The sequence below is a fragment of the Seonamhaeicola algicola genome, from assembly GCF_007997385.1.
Lineage (GTDB): Bacteria > Bacteroidota > Bacteroidia > Flavobacteriales > Flavobacteriaceae > Seonamhaeicola > Seonamhaeicola algicola.
This window is the reverse complement of the sequence record NZ_VOSC01000012.1, coordinates 431537-449723: the sequence shown is the minus strand read 5'-3', so window position 1 is coordinate 449723 and position 18187 is coordinate 431537. Positions and strand designations below refer to the sequence as shown.

The window sequence follows — 18187 nt, the reverse complement described above, 5'->3', positions numbered from 1 at the left end:
CTCTTTTTAAGAGCGCTTTTTTTAAAACCCATCTAAATCATCAGGTAAATCTTCTTTTACAGTATCTTCATCGGTTGTATTAGTATCTATTTTAGAACAATCAACCACTATTGATAAGTTTTTTGGAGCTTCAAAAGGTTCTTTAGAAATATCTAAAGAAGCATCGGCATAACAACTTTTCATGTAAACACCCCAAATAGGTAATGCCATTGCAGCACCTTGCCCATAAGTAATGCTTGCAAAATGAGCGGCTCTATCTTCGGCACCAACCCAAACACCTGTTACAAGGTTTGGCACCATACCCATAAACCAACCATCACTTTGGTTTTGTGTAGTACCCGTTTTACCCGCTATTGGGTTTTTAAACTCATACGGATAACCTGTTACAACTTCTCTATAATCTGCTCTATATGAATCGGCACCTTTTGTTCTTAATCTGGCACCAGAACCATGTTCTGTTACACCTTCCATTAATTTAACAGCCACATAAGCTGTTTCGGCGCTTAAAACATCACGTGTTTCAGGTTTAAATTGATATAGTATAGTACCATTTTTATCTTCAATGGTTGTTACCATTACAGGTTTTGTATAAACACCTTTATTAGCAAAAGTTGAATAGGCACCTACCATTTCATAAACACTTAAATCTGGTGTACCTAAAGCTATTGAAGGTACTGCAGGAATATCAGATTCTATACCTAATTTTCTTGCCAAATCAACTACAGGTTGTGGTCCTACTTTATCAATTAACCTAGCTGTAATGGTGTTAACCGAATTTGCAAGAGCATTTTTAAGTGTTCTTGATCCGCCATAATCATTTTCACCACCTGAGTTTCTTGGGCACCATTCTTCAGGGTTTCCAAATTTATTAGCTTCAATACAAAAGGGCGTATCAGGAAATTCATCGCAAGGCGAATAATGTAATTGGTCTATAGCTGCTGTATACACTAAAGGCTTAAATGTAGAACCTATTTGGCGCTTACCTTGCATTACCATATCATACTGAAAGTGCCTGTAATTCATGCCACCAACCCATGCTTTTACATGACCTGTTGTAGGATCCATAGACATCATACCGGTTCTTAAAAACGATTTATAATAACGCATAGAATCCCAAGGTTTCATAATGGTATCAACCTCAGATGGATTACCTTTATCCCATTTAAATACCGTCATTTTTGTTGGTTTGTGAAATGATGCTTCAATATCTTTATCAGATTTTTTTAAGTCGTATTTTAAATGTCTCCAACGTTCAGATTGTTTCATTGAACGTTTCATTAAAGCTTCAATTTCAGAATTATCAAGCTCTAAAAACGGTGCTGTTGGGTTACGTTTTGGTGTGTTTTGATGAAAAAATTCTGCTTGCAGCCTTGGCATATGTTGTTGTACAGCATCTTCAGCATATTTTTGCATTCTAGAATCAATGGTTGTATAAATTTTTAAACCATCGGTATATAAATTCCATTTAGAACCATCTGGTTGCGGATTATTTTTTATCCATTCCTTCATAAAACCATCTAAATATCCTCTAAAATATGTTGCTAAGCCTTCACGGTGCGACTCTGGTGAATAATTCAAATCTAATGCTGTTTTTTGAAGTGAATCTTTAAGTGTTTCATCTATATAATCATACTTATACATTTGTGATAAAACCACATTACGTCTGTTTTTAACACCTATTGGATTTCTATGAGGCCTTGGATTGTAAAGTGATGAGTTTTTGAACATACCCACCAACATAGCAGATTCTTTTAATGTTAATTCTTTTGGTTCTTTACCAAAATAAATACGCGCAGCACTACGAATTCCATCGGCATTATTACCAAAATCATAAATATTAAAATACTGTGCTATAATTTCTTCTTTGGTATATTGTTTTTCTAAACGGATAGCTATAATCCACTCTTTAACTTTTTGCAAAATTCTTCCAATGGTATTTTTTGAGCCTTCACCATGAAATAATTGTTTAGCTAATTGTTGTGAAATAGTACTGGCACCACCGCCACTACCCATTTTTACCACAGCACGTAAGGTACCTCTAGCATCAACACCCGAGTGTTCTTTAAATCGAACATCTTCTGTAGCTATTAGGGCATCAACTAAATGTTTTGGTAATTCATCATAGCCAATAGGTGTTCTGTTATCGTTAAAATAGAATTTACCAAGGGTTTGCCCATCAGCAGAAATAATTTCGGTAGCTAAATTGGTTCTTGGGTTTTCTAAAACAGTGTGATCTGGCATTTCACCAAACACACCCCATGATGCTAATAAAAAAATAAGAATTACTGATAGCGCTCCGGCTGAAAACAGCATCCAAAACCAACGTATGTATTTAGAAAAATCTGGTGCTGCTTCTTTTTTGTTTTGATTTTTTGTTGCCATAACCTAAGTACGTAAAATTATAAGTGCCTTAAATATTGATAGTTAATTTGAGTTTGGGTTTTCAATTCTAAATCCAACATCGGTAATACCATCTAAACTTACCACGCCATTTACTTTACCATTTTCTCTCATAGCGTGTTGTATGTTTACCGTGTATGTACCGGTTTCGTTAAATATGACGTTTTCTTTATACCAAAGTTTGTTTTCTTTAACATCGGTATAACCAGTGCCTAAAAACTTACCGCTAGGATCTGCCATTCTATACTCTAAAGTATCTTTTATGGTTTTTCCATGCGGAAAAATCATTTCTACAATTACATGTAAATTACTGTATTTGTAGGCATTAGTGTTTCTTAAATTTACAAATAAATTATACTTGTTTGTGGTATCGGGTGGCGTAATTTTAAAACTCACAATAGAATCTTTATGCCACGAATTGGGAATAGGTTTATAGCTATCAAAAACACGATTAGTATCGCATGAAATCATTAAAACAGAAACAATTAATAAAAATAACCAACTATTATTTTGCCGCATTTTTAGTGTTTTGGTTTTGAGGTTTTCGTTTGTTTTTGTTTCTATTTCGGTTACTATTACTTTTATTGCCTCTATTAGTGTTTTTAGTTTGATTGTTACTATTATTGGCGTTATTAGCGTTGTTTTTGTTGTTATTATTCTTTCTATTCCTATTGTTTTTACGTTTTCTTTTGGGTTTTGGATTATCAAAACGTGTTAAACTATCTTGCCCAACAACATTTTCAAATTCTGTTTTTGTATCTTCAGGAATATCGGCTGCATATTCTTCAAGGCTTGCAACCGTATCATTTTTTTTATTTAAGGCAATTATTTCTTGTACTTGGTCTGTGGTTAATTTATGCCACGTAGCCCATTCACCTTCATAGGCAAACCACATGTGTTTTTTAAAAATATCGGTTTTTTGGCAAACAGCTAAACCTTTTTCGGTTTTTAGTTTAACATCGGTTTTTGGAAAATCTTTTAAAGCATCTAAATACGAATCTAACTCGTAATTTAAACAGCATTTAAGCTTACCACATTGGCCTGCTAACTTTTGCGGATTTAAAGATAATTGTTGATAACGTGCTGCCGATGTACTTACCGAACGAAAATCTGTTAACCAAGTTGAACAACACAATTCGCGCCCACAAGAGCCAATACCGCCAAGTCTTGCGGCTTCTTGCCTAAAGCCCACTTGTTTCATTTCAATACGTGTGCGAAACTCTCTTGCAAACACTTTAATTAATTCTCTAAAATCTACACGCTCTTCAGCGGTGTAGTAAAATGTAGCTTTACTAGCATCACCTTGAAATTCAATATCAGAAATTTTCATTTCTAACTTTAAATCTATAGCAAACTGGCGTGCTTTTACCTTCATAGGTTCTTCTCTGTCACGCGCCTTTTGCCAAATATCAATATCTTTTTGTGATGCTTTTCGGTATATTTTTAAGCCTTCTTTTGTATTTACGGGTATGTTTTTACGCTTCATTTGTACGCGCACCAACTCGCCTGTTAGTGTTACCATACCAATGTCATGCCCTGCTTTTGCTTGGGTTGCTACAACATCACCAATACTTAGTGTTATATTTTCCGGATTATAATAATACTCTTTACGGCCGTTTTTAAAACGCACCTCCACCCAATTAAATGGTTTTTCGCCATTGGGCAATGTCATATTTGAAAGCCAATCAAAAACCGTTAGTTTGTTACAACTATCGGTTCCGCAAGTACCATTATTTTTACAGCCTTTTGGTTGGCCATCTTTAGTAGAACAGCTTGTACAAGCCATAAGTTTATATATTGAATTCGTTAATAAATAATTTATTACGAATGATGGGTTTATAATTTATTTATTTTATGCTGAAGCACTTATGATAATTTAAACGTGTTTTTTAAAGTAATATTTCAAAACTACGCTATTACCGATGTAAAGATAAGATTATTATAATTAAAATAAAGCCTCTTAAAAAAGAGGCTTTATTTTATTTTTTAAAAAGATTGGTAATGTTTCTTAAGTCTTTTTTAAAAGGTAGGTGGTCTGCACGTCCTTTTTTAAATATATCGTTACTATTACCTTGGCCTTTGCGTAGAGCTTTTTGCTCTTCATAGGGTAATGCGTGTATTTCTTTGCATGTGGTAGAGCAGCAATTATTCATTTCGGCTTTACAATCATCACACTGAATAAATAATAGGTGGCAGGCATCATTGGCGCAATTGGTATGCACATCAGCAGGTTTACCACATTGGTGGCATTGTGCAATAACGTCATCACTTATCTTTTCAGCTCTTCGTTCATCAAACACAAAATTTTTACCAATAAATTTATTTTCTAATTCGTGCTCTTTTACTTGTCTGGTATATTCAATAATGCCACCTTCTAACTGAAATACGTTTTTAAAACCTTTGTGTTTAAAATAGGCACTGGCTTTTTCACAACGAATACCACCCGTACAATACATAACAAGGTTTTTATCTTCTTTGTGTTCTTTTAAATCGTCTTCAATGATGTCTAAAGATTCTCTAAAGGTATCAACATCGGGTGTTACGGCATTTTTAAAATGGCCTATTTCACTTTCGTAATGGTTACGCATATCAACCAATACCGTATTATCATCTTCTATAAGTTCATTGAATTTTTCGGCACCAACATGCTCTCCTTTGTTGGTTACATCAAAGGTATCATCATTTAAACCATCAGCAACAATTTTATTACGCACCTTCACCTTCAGCTTTAAAAAAGACATGTTGTCTTGCTCAACAGCAATATTTAATCTGATATCTTTTAAAAAATCAATGGTATCTAAATGAGCCTTAAACTCATTAAATCTATCGGCGGGTAATGATAATTGGCCGTTAATACCTTCGGTAGCTACATAAATTCTACCTAAAACATCTAATTTATCCCAAACTAAAAAAAGTTGGTCTCTAAATTCTTGAGGGTTTGTAATTTTGGCATATTGATAGAAAGAAAGCGTTAAGCGGTCTTTACCGGCTTCTTCAATTAACGCTGCTCTTTCTTTAGCGCTTAATTTATTGTACAGTTGCATGCTATACTAATTTTTAAGGTTAAAGTCGCACTATTGCGATATAAAGATTTTTATGAGCCGCAAAGGTACATTTTTTAAGCAAAAAAGGTAATTTACAATCTAAAAAAAGCACTTTAAACCTATATTAAAGTGCTTTTTAAATTTAGAATAGCGTTAGTTTTGTTAGTAAAAAAACATGTTTTTCATAGCATTGTTTTTCCCGCTTTTAATGTAGATGCAAATTGTGGAAAAAGGTTGCGTTATAAAATTGTATTGTGACAAAAGATGTAGTATTTTAGCATACAATTTTTTAGATTTAATAGAAATGAGCAGCGAAAAAGAAGCAAAATTAAAAGCACTAAAACTTACACTAGATAAATTAGATAAAGCCTACGGAAAAGGTACCGTAATGAAAATGAGTGATGCCGCAGTAATAGATGTTGATGCTATTCCGTCTGGCTCATTAGGCTTAGATATTGCCTTAGGAGTTGGTGGCTACCCTAGAGGTCGTGTTATTGAAATTTATGGGCCAGAATCATCTGGTAAAACCACATTAACTTTACACGCTATTGCCGAAGCTCAAAAAGCAGGTGGTATTGCAGCATTTATTGATGCCGAACATGCTTTTGATAGATTTTATGCTGAAAAACTAAACGTTGATATTGATAATTTAATAATATCGCAACCCGATAACGGTGAGCAAGCCCTTGAAATTGCCGATAATTTAATACGTTCAGGCGCTATTGATATTGTGGTGGTAGATTCTGTAGCAGCATTAACACCTAAAAGTGAAATTGAAGGCGAAATGGGCGACTCAAAAATGGGCTTACATGCACGTTTAATGTCGCAAGCATTAAGAAAACTAACAGCTTCAATTAGCAAAACTAACTGTACTGTTATTTTTATTAACCAGTTGCGCGAAAAAATTGGTGTTATGTTTGGTAACCCAGAAACCACAACAGGTGGTAATGCCTTAAAATTCTATGCATCGGTTAGGTTAGATATTCGTCGTTCAACACAAATAAAAGATAGCGCTGGCGAAGTTTCTGGTAATAAAACCCGTGTTAAAGTAGTTAAAAACAAAGTAGCACCACCATTTAAAATGGCCGAGTTTGATATTATGTATGGCGAAGGCGTTAGTAAAGTTGGCGAAATTTTAGATATTGCTGTTGATAATGAAATTATAAAGAAAAGTGGCTCTTGGTTTAGCTACGGCGATACCAAATTAGGCCAAGGTAGAGATGCCGTAAAAGCCTTAATAAAAGATAATCCTGAACTTATGGATGAACTTGAAACTAAGGTTAGAGAAATTGTAGCCTCATAAAAATATTTTAAAAATCCCGATTAATTCGGGATTTTTTGTTTCGCATACGCAACCATTCAATATTACCAGCATCTAAAGGGTATAAACATGTATTTAACCCTAATATTATTTGCTATGAAAAGAGTTATTATGCTATGTTTAACACTCGTGCTTTTTGCATCGTGTAGTGTTAACGATGACGATAATTTAAACTTTAGTTTTGAAATTTTACCTGTTGAAAGTGTAGATATACCTGATGAGTTTGTTCTAGGCGAAACATACCCTATTACAATTTCATATTACAAACCCACTACATGCTACGCATTTAACGATTTTTATTATTTAAAAGAACTTAATGAACGTACTGTTGCGCCTATAAACTATGTGTTTGAGCGTAACAACTGCGAACCATTAGAAAACGAACTTGTTGAAGCCACCTTTAATTTTATTGTAACAAGCAATGGCTCATACATTTTTAAGTTTTGGCAAGGTGAAGATGATAACGGTGAAAGCCAATACTTAACCATAGAAGTACCTGTTGTAGAATAAAAATAAGTACTAACTAATACGTGTTTAAAATTGAGTTTAAACCAACTCATAGAAAATTGTAAACGCAATGATACTAAAGCACAAGGAGAATTATACAAACTTTTTGCAAGTAAGTTATTCTCTTTGTGCTTAAAGTATTCACGTAACCATGCCGAAGCTGAAGATAATTTACAAGATGCGTTTCTAACAATTTTTAATAAAATAGAACAATACAAAGGCAAAGGCTCATTTGAGGGTTGGCTAAAACGTATTACAGTTAATACCGCGCTACAACGCTACAGAAGCCAAAAAGTTTTTGATATTGTGAATGAAAATACTGTTGAAGATGTAGAAGTTGATATTGAAGAAAGCAACTATTCAATAGATTATTTATTGCAAATAATACAAGAATTACCAGACAGATATAGATTGGTTTTTAACCTTTACGTACTTGATGGCTATTCGCACAAAGACATTGCTGAGATGCTTAAAATAAATGTAGGCACCTCAAAATCTAATTTAGCACGTGCTAGACAAATTTTAAAAAAGAATATTGAAGATTATAAAATATCTGAAAGTGTACAATCATTATAAAAAATGAGTGATAAAAAACATATAGACAGATTGTTTCAAGAACGCTTTAAAGATTTTGAAGCGGCACCAAGTGATGCCGTTTGGAAACATATTGAAGCCAATTTGAACAAGAAAAAGAAAAAACGCATTATTCCAATTTGGTGGCGTTATGCTGGTGCCGCAGCACTTTTGTTACTATTACTTACCATTGGTTTTTTAACAAACAGTAATAAAAATGAAACACCTATAAAAGTTGTAGACACTGAAAAAACTAATAACAACAGCAACACACCTAAAACCAAAACACCGGCAACAAACACCCCCAACACTAGTATAGCAAACACAAATGATGAAAATGCGGTTGATAAAATGCAACCATCAAATAATACTTTAAAAAACAATTATAATAGCAATAAAAATACCCGTACAAAAAACAATATTACTTCAACCAAAAGCAGTGTTAGTAAAAAAGGTAACCTTACTAAAAACAAACAAGTAATTGCTAATAACACTACACCGCAAACCACTAAAAACAACACGCATGTTGCTAGTAGTAATGTTGTTGAAGAAAACAAAACAAAAACACTTCAAAACAATACTTCAAAAACAAGTAATATTAACAACAAAAACATTGCTAAAGCCAAAAAAAGTTCCGAAGAAAATAATACAAAACTTATTGTTGAAAATACTTCAGAAAACAAAAAAGAAACATTAACCATTGAAGAAGCTTTAGAGAAAAATAAAGAACTTTTAACCAAGGAAAACAACAAAAAAAGATGGCAAGTAGCCGCTAATGCAGCGCCTGTTTATTTTAATACTTTAGGAGAAGGCTCATCAATAGATCCGCAATTTACTAACAACGCAAAAAGTGGAGAAATTAATATGAGTTATGGTATTACTGCTAGTTATGCATTTAATGATAAAATAAAAATTCGTTCAGGTATTAACAAAGTAAACTTAGGGTACAACACCAATGATGTTGTGTTGTTTCAAACAGCAGGTATTAGCGCACAAAGTTCATTTGCAAACGTTAGTTCAAACAACAATAGCAATCGTGATTCTGATGTTGCTAATGTAGCCTCAAGTAGTGTTTCTATAATTAGCCAAACCACTTTAAAAAGTGTTCCAGAATCTTTTATAGCTTCTGAAACAACATTAAACCAATCTTTAGGCTACATTGAAGTGCCTTTAGAAATTCAATATGCCTTAATAAATAAAAAATTTGGAGTTAATGTTATTGGTGGTTTTAGTTCATTTTTCTTAAATGATAATAGTATGTATTCAGAGTCTAATACCGGGCAACGCATACTTTTAGGCGAAGCAACAAACCTTAATAAAATTAGTTATAGTGCCAATTTTGGGTTGGGTTTAAATTATAAATTTTCAGAAACATTTGATTTGAATTTAGAACCCATGTTTAAATATCAAATAAACACATTTAATAATACTTCTGGTAACTTCACACCATTTATAATTGGTGTTTATACCGGATTCGCCATTAAATTCTAGGTTTTTGGTTAGATCTGGGTAATGGTTTATTAAGCTCAAACTATTACCTAAAAAGCTGCTTTAAAATTTTGAAGCAGCTTTTTTATTAAACGCTTCTAGCTGTTTTAAAATAACATTTCTTGCGTTGGCATTCAATGTTTTAGTATTTTCAGTTGTTAAGCCCTTTGTATTAATAAATGTATGTATTTTAACACGCATTTTACCGGGGCTTCCACTAAAAAAAGTATACGAAAATCGTTTTTTATTATCAGCAAAAGTTAAAGGAACAATTGGTATTTGATGGTTAATAGCTAGCCTAAAAGCACCATCTTTAAACGTATCTAATACAATATCTTCTTCGGGCACGCCTCCTTCAGGAAAAATGCAAATACTTAAGCCTTGTTTTAACCTGCGTTGTGCTCTTAAAAACACGGCTTTTCTACTTTCAGGAGAGCTTCTATCAACTAAAATACAGGTGCGTTTATAAAAGAAACCAAATAACGGAATTTTAGCTAATTCCTTTTTTCCTACAAACACAAACGGGTTTTTAACCGAAACTAACATTAACATGATATCGGCCATAGATGTATGGTTAGCAATAAACATATAACTTTGGCCCTTTTCTGGAATTTGTTCTTTTTGAAAAGATGTTTTAAAACCCATACCTATTAAAATAAACTTTGCCCAAAACCTAGCAAGTTTAAAAAAATACGGATACCACGATTCTTTACTAATAGACAATAACAAAAAAGGAAACAATACTACTATGGGTAAAGCCACCAAAATGTAAAACCAAATACGGTAAAGTGTCCAAAAAATGTATTTAAATAACTTCATAAGTTTCAAAAGTACATAATTGTATTGAGCAATTCTATTAAAAAATTTACCTTTGCAGCTTCATAAAAAGTAAACCATGGCAAGAATACTAACTGGCATACAAAGTACAGGAACACCACATTTAGGTAATATTTTAGGCGCTATACTACCCGCAATTGAAATGGCACAAAAGCCCGAAAACGATTCGTTTTTATTTATTGCAAACTTGCATACTTTAACGCAAATTAAAGATGCTGAAACGTTACGCACCAACACCTACTCTGTTGCTGCAACTTGGCTAGCCTTTGGCTTAGATGTTGAAAAAACAGTATTTTACAGGCAAAGTGACATACCACAAGTTACTGAATTATCATGGTATTTAAGCTGCTTTTTTCCGTATCAGCGTTTAACTTTAGCACACAGTTTTAAAGATAAAGCTGATAGGTTAGAAGATGTAAACTCTGGGTTGTTTACATACCCAATGCTTATGGCTGCCGATATATTATTGTATGACGCCGAAATTATTCCGGTTGGTAAAGACCAATTACAACATATTGAAATAACCAGAGATGTTGCTTCTAGGTTTCATAGCAAAGTAGGCGATGTGTTTGTTTTACCTGAAGGAAAAATACAGGAACAAACCAAACTTATTCCTGGTATTGATGGTGAAAAAATGAGTAAAAGTAGAAACAATACCATTAATATATTTTTAAATGATAAGAAGCTACGTAAGCAAATTATGAGTATTCAAACAGACAGTACACCTTTAGAAGAACCTAAAGATTGGAGTACTTGTAATTGTTTTGCTATTTACAGTTTACTGGCTAATGAAACGCAAATAAACACCATGAAGGCCAATTACGAAAACGGTAACTATGGTTACGGACACGCAAAACAGGCATTATTTGAGCTTATTATTGAGAAATTTGCCACCCAACGCGAAAAATACCATTATTACATGGAAAATCTTGATGAATTAGAAAAAGCATTAAACATTGGTGCTGAAAAAGCTCAAGTGGTAGCTAATGCCGTTTTAAGTAAAGTTAGAAAAAAAGTAGGGTATTAAATAACCTCAAATAGTTTTCCTGGTAGTGGCCTAACAACCCCTTTTAACTCCATATTTAAAAGCGTGCTTGATACTTTAAAAATGGGTAAATTGCAGTTAAGCGCAATAATATCTAACTGCTCTTTATTATTATTTTTCAGGTAATTATAAATTGTCTTTTCAGTAGCATCAAGCTCTACAAAAAGTTGTTTTTGCACAGGCGCAGGTTTTTGCTCATTTTCAAGTTGCCAGTTTAATAAATATGGCACATCTAAAGGGTTGGTAAGCATGTGTGCCTTTTGGTATTTTATTAAGTTATTGCAGCCTATACTTTGGGCATCGGTAACTCTGCCCGGAACCGCAAAAACATCACGGTTGTATGAGTTTGCAATATCGGCAGTTACTAAGCTTCCTCCTTTTTCGGCAGATTCAATAACTATAGTGGCTTCACTTAATCCGGCAATAACTCTATTACGTTTTAAAAAGTTATTTCTATCAAAAGTATCAGTACTCCAAAAATCAGAAAAGAAACCGCCATTTTTTTCCACTTCCGTCATATATTTTTTGTGTACTTTGGGGTAAATTTGATTAAAACCATGTGCTAAACACGCTACCGTTTGTAAATTATTTTTAATAGCAGCTTTATGTGCTGTAATATCTGTGCCGTAAGCAAAACCAGATATAATTACGGGGTTGTATGGCTTAAGGGTTTCAACTAAACGCTCACAAAATTCAATACCTTTAGTCGTTATTTTTCGGGTACCAACAATACTAATTAAACGTTGGTTTTCTATATTTATATTGCCCGCTTTAAAAAGTAGAATTGGCCCATCAATACAGTGCTTTAATTTTTCCGGATAATTATCATCTTCAAAATAAAGCACATTTATATTATTATTTTTTATAAAGGCTATTTCTTTTTCAGCCTCTTTTAAATGTTCAGAGTCATGAATACTTGCTATTGTAACGCTTCCTATGCCATCAATTTTAAGCAAGTTTTGCTTTTTTTCTTTTAAAACTGCCTCCGCAGAACCACAAATTGAAATGAGTTTTTTAGCGGTTACATCGCCAATATTGGGCACATGCTGTAAAGCTAACGTGTAAAGCAAATTATTATGAGTCATTGTATGTATTTGATTATGAATTCAAAATAAAATATTTTTTTTTATGTTAATAAATAGTTAACCCTAAATTTTAAATAGCGGCATATTTTTTTAATTTTGTTTCCATGCAACTTGAAACCTACATTAGCGATTTACTTTACAGATATGAGTGTGTTACAGTGCCTAATTTTGGTGCATTTATAACACAACGCGTATCTGCACACATTGATGAAACAAACACTTTTATTGCACCTAGCAAACGTATTTCATTTAATGAACAAATTCAAAATAACGACGGACTACTGGCGCATTACATTGCCGATGTAGAAAAAATACCGTTTGAAGAAGCTAATAAAAAGGTTGAAAAACGTGTTAAATTTTTAAAATCGAATTTAACGCAAGGCGAAATACTTACTTTTAAAAACATTGGCGATATTGCTTTAAATAATGAAGGTAAATTGGTGTTTGAACCAACCTATAAACTCAATTATTTAACCGATGCCTTTGGTTTAGCCGAATTTGAATCGGCTGAAATTAGCAGAGAAGTTTACAAAAAAGAAGCTGAAGCTATTGAAAACGTAGTGCCAATTACGGTAACTACTGAAAAACGTAAATCTAAACCGTATTTAAAATACGCCGCTGTTGCTTTAATAGCATTAACACTAGGTGGTTTTGGTGTTTATAATAATTACAACCAAATAAATAACCACAATAAAATAGCCCAAGAAGACGCTATTGAACAGCTTGAAGGCCAAATACAACAAGCTACTTTTAACTTAAATACCTTACCAGCTATAAACTTAAATGTAAGCAAACAAACTGGTGGTTACCACATTGTTGCTGGTGCGTTTAGAGTTGAAGAAAACTGCAATAAAAAAATAAAACAACTTAAAGCTGCTGGTTTTAAAGCCCGCAAAATAGGTGTAAATAAATATGGTTTACACGAAGTTGCTTATGGTAGCTATGAAGATAGATTAGAAGCGCTACAAGCCTTAAGGCATATTAAAACCAACCACAATAAAGATGCTTGGTTAAAAGTAGACCCAAGTGTTAGCACTTTAAAATAACTACAAAAACTTCAGGTAACTACTGCTACGCTTTAGTTTCGTTTTAATTGTTTTATAAATCATTAAAATGATAGTACCTTTGCATGCATTAAAATTAAAGTAATGAACGCAAAAACGCCTGAACAATCTAAAACCATACTTACAGATTTAGTTTTACCAAGTGAAACAAACCCTTTAAACAACTTGTTTGGTGGTGAACTTTTAGCTAGAATGGATAGGGCTGCTAGTATTGCTGCAAGACGCCACAGTAGGCGCATTGTGGTAACAGCATCTGTTAACCATGTGGCTTTTAACAGAGCGGTTCCGGTGGGAAGTGTTGTTACGGTTGAAGCTAAAGTGTCTAGAGCGTTTACATCATCAATGGAAATTTATATTGATGTTTGGACTGAAGACCGCGAATCTGGTGAGAAAACAAAAGCCAATGAAGCTATTTATACTTTTGTAGCGGTTGATGAAACAGGGCGCCCTGTGAAAATACCTGAAATTAATCCTGAAACTGAACTTGAAAAACAACGTTTTGATGCTGCTTTACGCCGTAAACAATTAAGTTTATTATTAGCAGGCAAAATGAAACCTAATGATGCTACCGAGTTAAAAGCATTATTTGTTTAGTGTGAAGTTTAGGCATACCTTTTTATTAATTATACACTATTTAATTTCTTTGTGCGCCTGTAAATTATTCTTACGGATGTTTTTTAAAATGCCGTTGTTTTAACTGCGTTAGGGATTGCAGTGGTATCCTTTTTAAAACATTAGCTAATGCGCTACTATTATTGCTATTAAAATGGCTTTTTAGTTTAATAAACTTACCTTTTTTAATACGGTTTTAAAAAGATTTAACGTAAAGCCCGACCCCTTGCGGGTAACGCCCAAATACATATGTTTTAAACCTTTTTGTAAAACCAAGGTCTTAATAGTTGTGTAACCCAAATACATTTTACTATGAGACATTTTGTTATTTTAATTGTTACTGCGTTAATGTTTAGTGCCACATCTTGCGCTACGCATGTGCAAACACGCCGCCCAAATACAAGCGTTACGGTTGTTAAAACACCACCTAAACATTATAAAATTGTAACTGTTAGAGGTAAACGTTATTATTTTTGGAACGGAAATCATTACATAAAAACGAGAAGAGGCTACGTTTTTACAAGGATGTAATTTTACATAGCGTTAATCCAGTGTGCGGGGTTTTCTTTGTTTAGGCCTTTTGAAATAATGAATCCTAAAATTGTTTCGCCATTAGTTGGGTTTGTAAACACCTCGCCTATGGCTTGCTTTGTAGTTACTTTGTCGCCTTTTTTAACGTATATTTTAGAGAGGTTTTTATAGTAAGTCCAGTAATTACCATGGCGTATTATTAAAATGGGGTTTACGTTACGTATTTTAAGTATTTCATGAACCTCACCATTAAAAACGGCACGTGCGGTGGCGCCTTTTTCGGTTGAAATACGCACGCCGTTACTGTTTATTGTTAAAGACCTATCTATTGGTGATGGTTGGCTACCGTAACGCAGACTAACTACACCACGCTCTACTGGCCAAGGTAGTTTGCCTTTATTGGCTACAAAGTTTGAGGCTAACTTTTTTTCTTCGGGTGTGAGTGCAAAACTTTTAGAGCTGGCTGCTTTACCTGCTACTTTGTTAGATTTTGCTATGGCTGCCTTTATAATTTTGTCTATTTCGGCATCAATTCGTGCAGCTTCACGTTCTTTTTGACGTATTTGTGCGGTGTATTTTGATAAGTTTTTTCTAATAGATTGCATTAAATTTTCATGCAATGTACGTTCTGCTTCTAATGTTTTTTGTGTAACTCTATTTTCGGCAATTAGTTTGTTTTTTTCTTCTTTTTGCTTTATTAAATTGGTGTTTAGGCTTTGTAACTCTTCGGTTTTAGCTTTTATTTCTTCACCCTGTTGTTTTTGGTGATTGGTGTATTGCTTTAAGTATTGTAACCTTTTATAGGCTTGTTTAAAGTTATTTGAAGAGAGTAAAAACATTATGCGACTGTGTTGATTTTTACTTTTGTATGATTTTACAATCATAGACGCATAGTCTTCTTTAAGCTGTTTTAACTCGTCTCTTAAATTTGTTATTTTTTTTTGATTACTGTTTATTTCGTGTGTTATATAATTGGCTTGTTGGTTGGTAACTTTAATTAAATTATCTAATACGCTAATTTTATAACTAAAAGCCTCAATTTGTGAAAGTTCAGATTTTTCTTTTGATTTATTTTGGGCTCTTAACTGTGTTATTTTTTGTATTTCGCGACGTAATTCTTGACGTCTGGTTTCAAGTTCTTTACGTTTATTATTTTGCGAAAACGCTCCTATACCGCACAACAAAATGCTTAGTAAAATAACTAATTTATAAAACGGAAGTTGCTTACCCATTAAAGCTCAATTTCTTTATATCCTGATGGTATTTTAAACGGAAAACGTAAATCTTCGTTTAAAGTTACATTTTTAAACTCCAAATCTACAATAAGTTCTTGGTCTTTTTCTAAAGCTATTACTTTTACTTTTTCTGGTAAAATTTGATTGTTTACTTTTTGATACGTTAAATAATCTATTTGTAAGTGCCTAAACTTTTCAGGTTGTGATATTTGTTGCGATTTTAATTTGAATAATGCCGGATCTAACAGATAAAAAATCTCGAATAAATTGCGTTGTTTTTTTGGTTGTAATACATACGCACTATCTTGTATAGATACTTTATAATTATCTTCTTTTAAATTATAAATGGCATTGCCTAATAGTAGGTTTTGTACCTTTTCAAAGTTTAATTCTGTACCCAATAATTTACTTAAATAAGCATAATCACCTTCAAAATATGTTTTATCTAACTTGTTATAAAAACTAACCTTTTGTGGTGTTACCATAGCTTTTACTACAGAAAACGTGGCACTTAACCATAATACTTCGTTTTTTTTACTTCTGAAACTAACGGCGTGTGTTTGTGATTTTGAACCCTCAGTGTATGTAATTTTTAATGTAGATTTTAATGTTTTATAATCTGCATGTTGTTTATAATGTGCTTTAATTAGTTGTTTAGCTGATAAATTATAATTAGCCTCGCCACCACTTACTGTTTTGGCAGATTTACAACTAAATAACATTGCCATAATAAGGACAATAACTATTTGGGTACGTAATTGCATTAATTTGTGTTTTGTAATTGTTTTGCCTTATCACTAAACGTTTTTGCTTTGGTTGTATTGTTTAAAAGTGTGTAGGCTTTACTTATTTGGGTATAAAAATCGGCTTCCATTTTAGTATCATCAATAATATAATCTAAACCAATTTCTAAAGTATCAATAGCATTTTGTGGTTTGTTAAGCGCATTAAATGATACACCATTTACTAAATACAATATAGGTTGTGATGGGTAATTATTTAATGCCTGAGTACTTTTAATATTAGCTAAATCAAATTTATTTTCATCTAAATACAAAAGCAATACTTTTTTTAAAACGCTAAAATTATTAGGTTCTAGCTTTAAAGCACTTTCAAAATTTTGTAAGGCGGCAGCTTTATTATTATTTGCCAAATAATATTGCCCTAACTCAATTAATGTTTTGCTGTTATTTACACTTTCAACTAAGGCAGTAGCTTCAACCAAATCAGATTCGTATTCCGGATTTTGGCTTACAAAGCTTACAAAATCTGTAAGTACTTTTAGTTTAGCATCGGGCTTTATTTGTGTGCTTTTAACCACTGTTTTCATGGATGCTATGGCTTTTTCAGCATTATTTTCATCTAAATAAAACTTGTATAAAGCCAAATGTACCAGCTCAGACTCTGGTTTTATTTTTAATAGCTCTTTAGCTGTTTCAAAAGCCTTTTCTTTTTGGTTGTTTTCACTGTACCTGTAAATGAGCGCTAGGTAATTAGCTTCTTTATTAGGGTTGTTATCAACACGTTGCTCAAGATTTTCAATTTGATCTTGTTTGCGGCCAGTAAGTTGGTAAATTCTGTTACGCATAACATCTCTAGACATGGCAATACCGTGTTTAGCATCAAGCTCATCAAGAATTTTTAAAGCATCGTCATATTTTTTCATTCTTAGGTAAAGTGATGCTAAATCTTCTTTATAATCTGGGTGATACTCAACTAATTGTTTAACTGTTTTCATAGCTTTTTCATATTCATTTTGGGCTATGTAAAACCCGTATAACTCATCTAAAAACCACTCGTTATCAGGGTCTTTGTTTACGGCTTTTTTTAATGCTTCTTCGGCACTACCAAAATTTTTGAGTTTGTTGTAGCTTTTGCCAAGTTCAAAATATAAAACTGGTACTGAAGCGTTTAAATCTATGCATTTTAAAAGTGCTTGTACCGCCCTATCGTAGTTTTCAATGCCTTTTTGTTTCATAGCCTCATAAAACTGCTCTTGAAAAGCATCTTCAACATTACCTAAATCATCATCAGGTGTTTTGTTGAAATCTACTTGTGCCATTGAAAAATTAGGGATAACAAAGACTCCAAAAAGAATGATAACAATATGTATAAATCTTCTAATCATAAACTTTTTTCATTAACAGGTCATCAGTTACTTCTAATTTTTCAAGAACTTCAATACTTTCGCATGCATTTCTCATAGTGTCCCTGTAGGTGTTAGCTTCTATGGGAAGGTTTTTTCCTGCGTTTTCAAAGGTTTTGCTATCAGGCCATTGTGCATAAGCAATAAAAAGTAAAGGCTCTTTTTTATGCAATCTAGAGCCTAAACTTCCTTCATACTGATATATTAATTTAGTTAATGCACGCCAAGACTCTAAAAAAGATGACTCTTTATTAGACTTTACTTTAAAAGCGTAAATAACTATATACATATAAAAATTT

At 32.9% G+C, this 18187-nt stretch carries 18 protein-coding genes; 8 read left to right on the top strand and 10 right to left on the bottom strand.

From position 1 onward, the window contains the following. Positions 1-21 precede the first annotated feature (21 nt). The 4 genes from FUA26_RS04445 to trhO form a co-directional block, all read right to left on the bottom strand. Positions 22-2382 (bottom strand): penicillin-binding protein 1A, encoded by a 2361-nt coding sequence (locus FUA26_RS04445; protein ID WP_147132102.1) that lies wholly within the window; start codon positions 2380-2382, stop codon positions 22-24. Positions 2383-2424: 42 nt separating this feature from the next. After that, complete coding sequence (locus FUA26_RS04440) at positions 2425-2919, bottom strand: gliding motility lipoprotein GldH (RefSeq protein ID WP_147132100.1); 495 nt, start codon at positions 2917-2919, stop codon at positions 2425-2427. After that, complete coding sequence (locus tag FUA26_RS04435) at positions 2906-4186, bottom strand: PSP1 domain-containing protein (RefSeq protein WP_147132097.1); 1281 nt, start codon at positions 4184-4186, stop codon at positions 2906-2908. Before FUA26_RS04435 ends, FUA26_RS04440 begins: the two co-directional genes overlap by 14 nt. A gap of 193 nt (positions 4187-4379) precedes the next feature. After that, positions 4380-5444, bottom strand: a complete 1065-nt coding sequence (gene trhO, locus FUA26_RS04430; RefSeq protein ID WP_147132095.1) for an oxygen-dependent tRNA uridine(34) hydroxylase TrhO — start codon at positions 5442-5444, stop codon at positions 4380-4382. A gap of 304 nt (positions 5445-5748) precedes the next feature. On the opposite strand from trhO, the gene recA reads away from it, so the two are divergent. The 4 genes from recA (at position 5749) to FUA26_RS04410 (ending at position 9336) form a co-directional block, all read left to right on the top strand. Next, positions 5749-6747 carry a recombinase RecA gene (gene recA / locus FUA26_RS04425; RefSeq protein ID WP_147132092.1) on the top strand — a complete coding sequence of 333 codons (999 nt, stop codon included), beginning with the start codon at positions 5749-5751 and terminating at the stop codon, positions 6745-6747. Between the two features lie 114 nt (positions 6748-6861). Then, positions 6862-7275 carry a hypothetical protein gene (locus tag FUA26_RS04420; RefSeq protein WP_147132089.1) on the top strand — a complete coding sequence of 138 codons (414 nt, stop codon included), beginning with the start codon at positions 6862-6864 and terminating at the stop codon, positions 7273-7275. Between the two features lie 30 nt (positions 7276-7305). Further along, positions 7306-7848, top strand: coding sequence for an RNA polymerase sigma factor (locus FUA26_RS04415; RefSeq protein ID WP_147132086.1), 543 nt, complete (start codon positions 7306-7308; stop codon positions 7846-7848). Between the two features lie 3 nt (positions 7849-7851). After that, on the top strand, positions 7852-9336 hold the full coding sequence (locus tag FUA26_RS04410) for a hypothetical protein (protein ID WP_147132083.1): 1485 nt from the start codon (positions 7852-7854) through the stop codon (positions 9334-9336). A 60-nt stretch (positions 9337-9396) separates the two neighbouring features. Here FUA26_RS04410 and FUA26_RS04405 read toward each other — a convergent pair whose 3' ends face one another. Further along, a complete protein-coding gene (locus FUA26_RS04405) occupies positions 9397-10152 on the bottom strand; it encodes a lysophospholipid acyltransferase family protein (RefSeq protein WP_147132081.1) in 756 nt (251 codons plus the stop codon). A 76-nt stretch (positions 10153-10228) separates the two neighbouring features. Here FUA26_RS04405 and trpS point away from each other — a divergent pair, with 76 nt between their 5' ends. Continuing rightward, positions 10229-11197 (top strand): tryptophan--tRNA ligase, encoded by a 969-nt coding sequence (gene trpS, locus FUA26_RS04400; protein ID WP_147132078.1) that lies wholly within the window; start codon positions 10229-10231, stop codon positions 11195-11197. Here the strand turns inward: trpS and dprA are convergent. Continuing rightward, positions 11194-12300 carry a DNA-processing protein DprA gene (dprA, locus tag FUA26_RS04395; RefSeq protein ID WP_147132075.1) on the bottom strand — a complete coding sequence of 369 codons (1107 nt, stop codon included), beginning with the start codon at positions 12298-12300 and terminating at the stop codon, positions 11194-11196. The two genes, trpS and dprA, sit on opposite strands and share 4 nt — an antisense overlap. 104 nt (positions 12301-12404) lie before the next feature. Between dprA and FUA26_RS04390 the strand changes: the two genes are divergently transcribed. The 3 genes from FUA26_RS04390 (at position 12405) to FUA26_RS04380 (ending at position 14507) form a co-directional block, all read left to right on the top strand. Beyond that, on the top strand, positions 12405-13346 hold the full coding sequence (locus tag FUA26_RS04390; protein ID WP_147132071.1) for an HU domain-containing protein: 942 nt from the start codon (positions 12405-12407) through the stop codon (positions 13344-13346). Positions 13347-13448: 102 nt separating this feature from the next. After that, positions 13449-13958, top strand: a complete 510-nt coding sequence (locus FUA26_RS04385; protein ID WP_147132068.1) for an acyl-CoA thioesterase — start codon at positions 13449-13451, stop codon at positions 13956-13958. Between the two features lie 330 nt (positions 13959-14288). Continuing rightward, positions 14289-14507, top strand: coding sequence for a hypothetical protein (locus FUA26_RS04380; RefSeq protein WP_246109068.1), 219 nt, complete (start codon positions 14289-14291; stop codon positions 14505-14507). Between the two features lie 2 nt (positions 14508-14509). Here FUA26_RS04380 and FUA26_RS04375 read toward each other — a convergent pair whose 3' ends face one another. The 4 genes from FUA26_RS04375 to FUA26_RS04360 are packed head-to-tail and all read right to left on the bottom strand — an operon-like array spanning position 14510 to position 18177. Beyond that, complete coding sequence (locus tag FUA26_RS04375; RefSeq protein ID WP_147132066.1) at positions 14510-15739, bottom strand: murein hydrolase activator EnvC family protein; 1230 nt, start codon at positions 15737-15739, stop codon at positions 14510-14512. After that, positions 15739-16506, bottom strand: a complete 768-nt coding sequence (locus FUA26_RS04370) for a DUF4292 domain-containing protein (protein WP_147132063.1) — start codon at positions 16504-16506, stop codon at positions 15739-15741. Before FUA26_RS04370 ends, FUA26_RS04375 begins: the two co-directional genes overlap by 1 nt. Further along, entirely contained in the window at positions 16506-17870 is a 1365-nt protein-coding gene (locus FUA26_RS04365; protein ID WP_246109067.1) for a tetratricopeptide repeat protein, read from the bottom strand. Before FUA26_RS04365 ends, FUA26_RS04370 begins: the two co-directional genes overlap by 1 nt. Next, positions 17863-18177 (bottom strand): antibiotic biosynthesis monooxygenase family protein, encoded by a 315-nt coding sequence (locus FUA26_RS04360; protein ID WP_147132060.1) that lies wholly within the window; start codon positions 18175-18177, stop codon positions 17863-17865. The genes FUA26_RS04365 and FUA26_RS04360 overlap by 8 nt, the downstream gene beginning before the upstream one ends. Positions 18178-18187 lie beyond the last annotated feature (10 nt).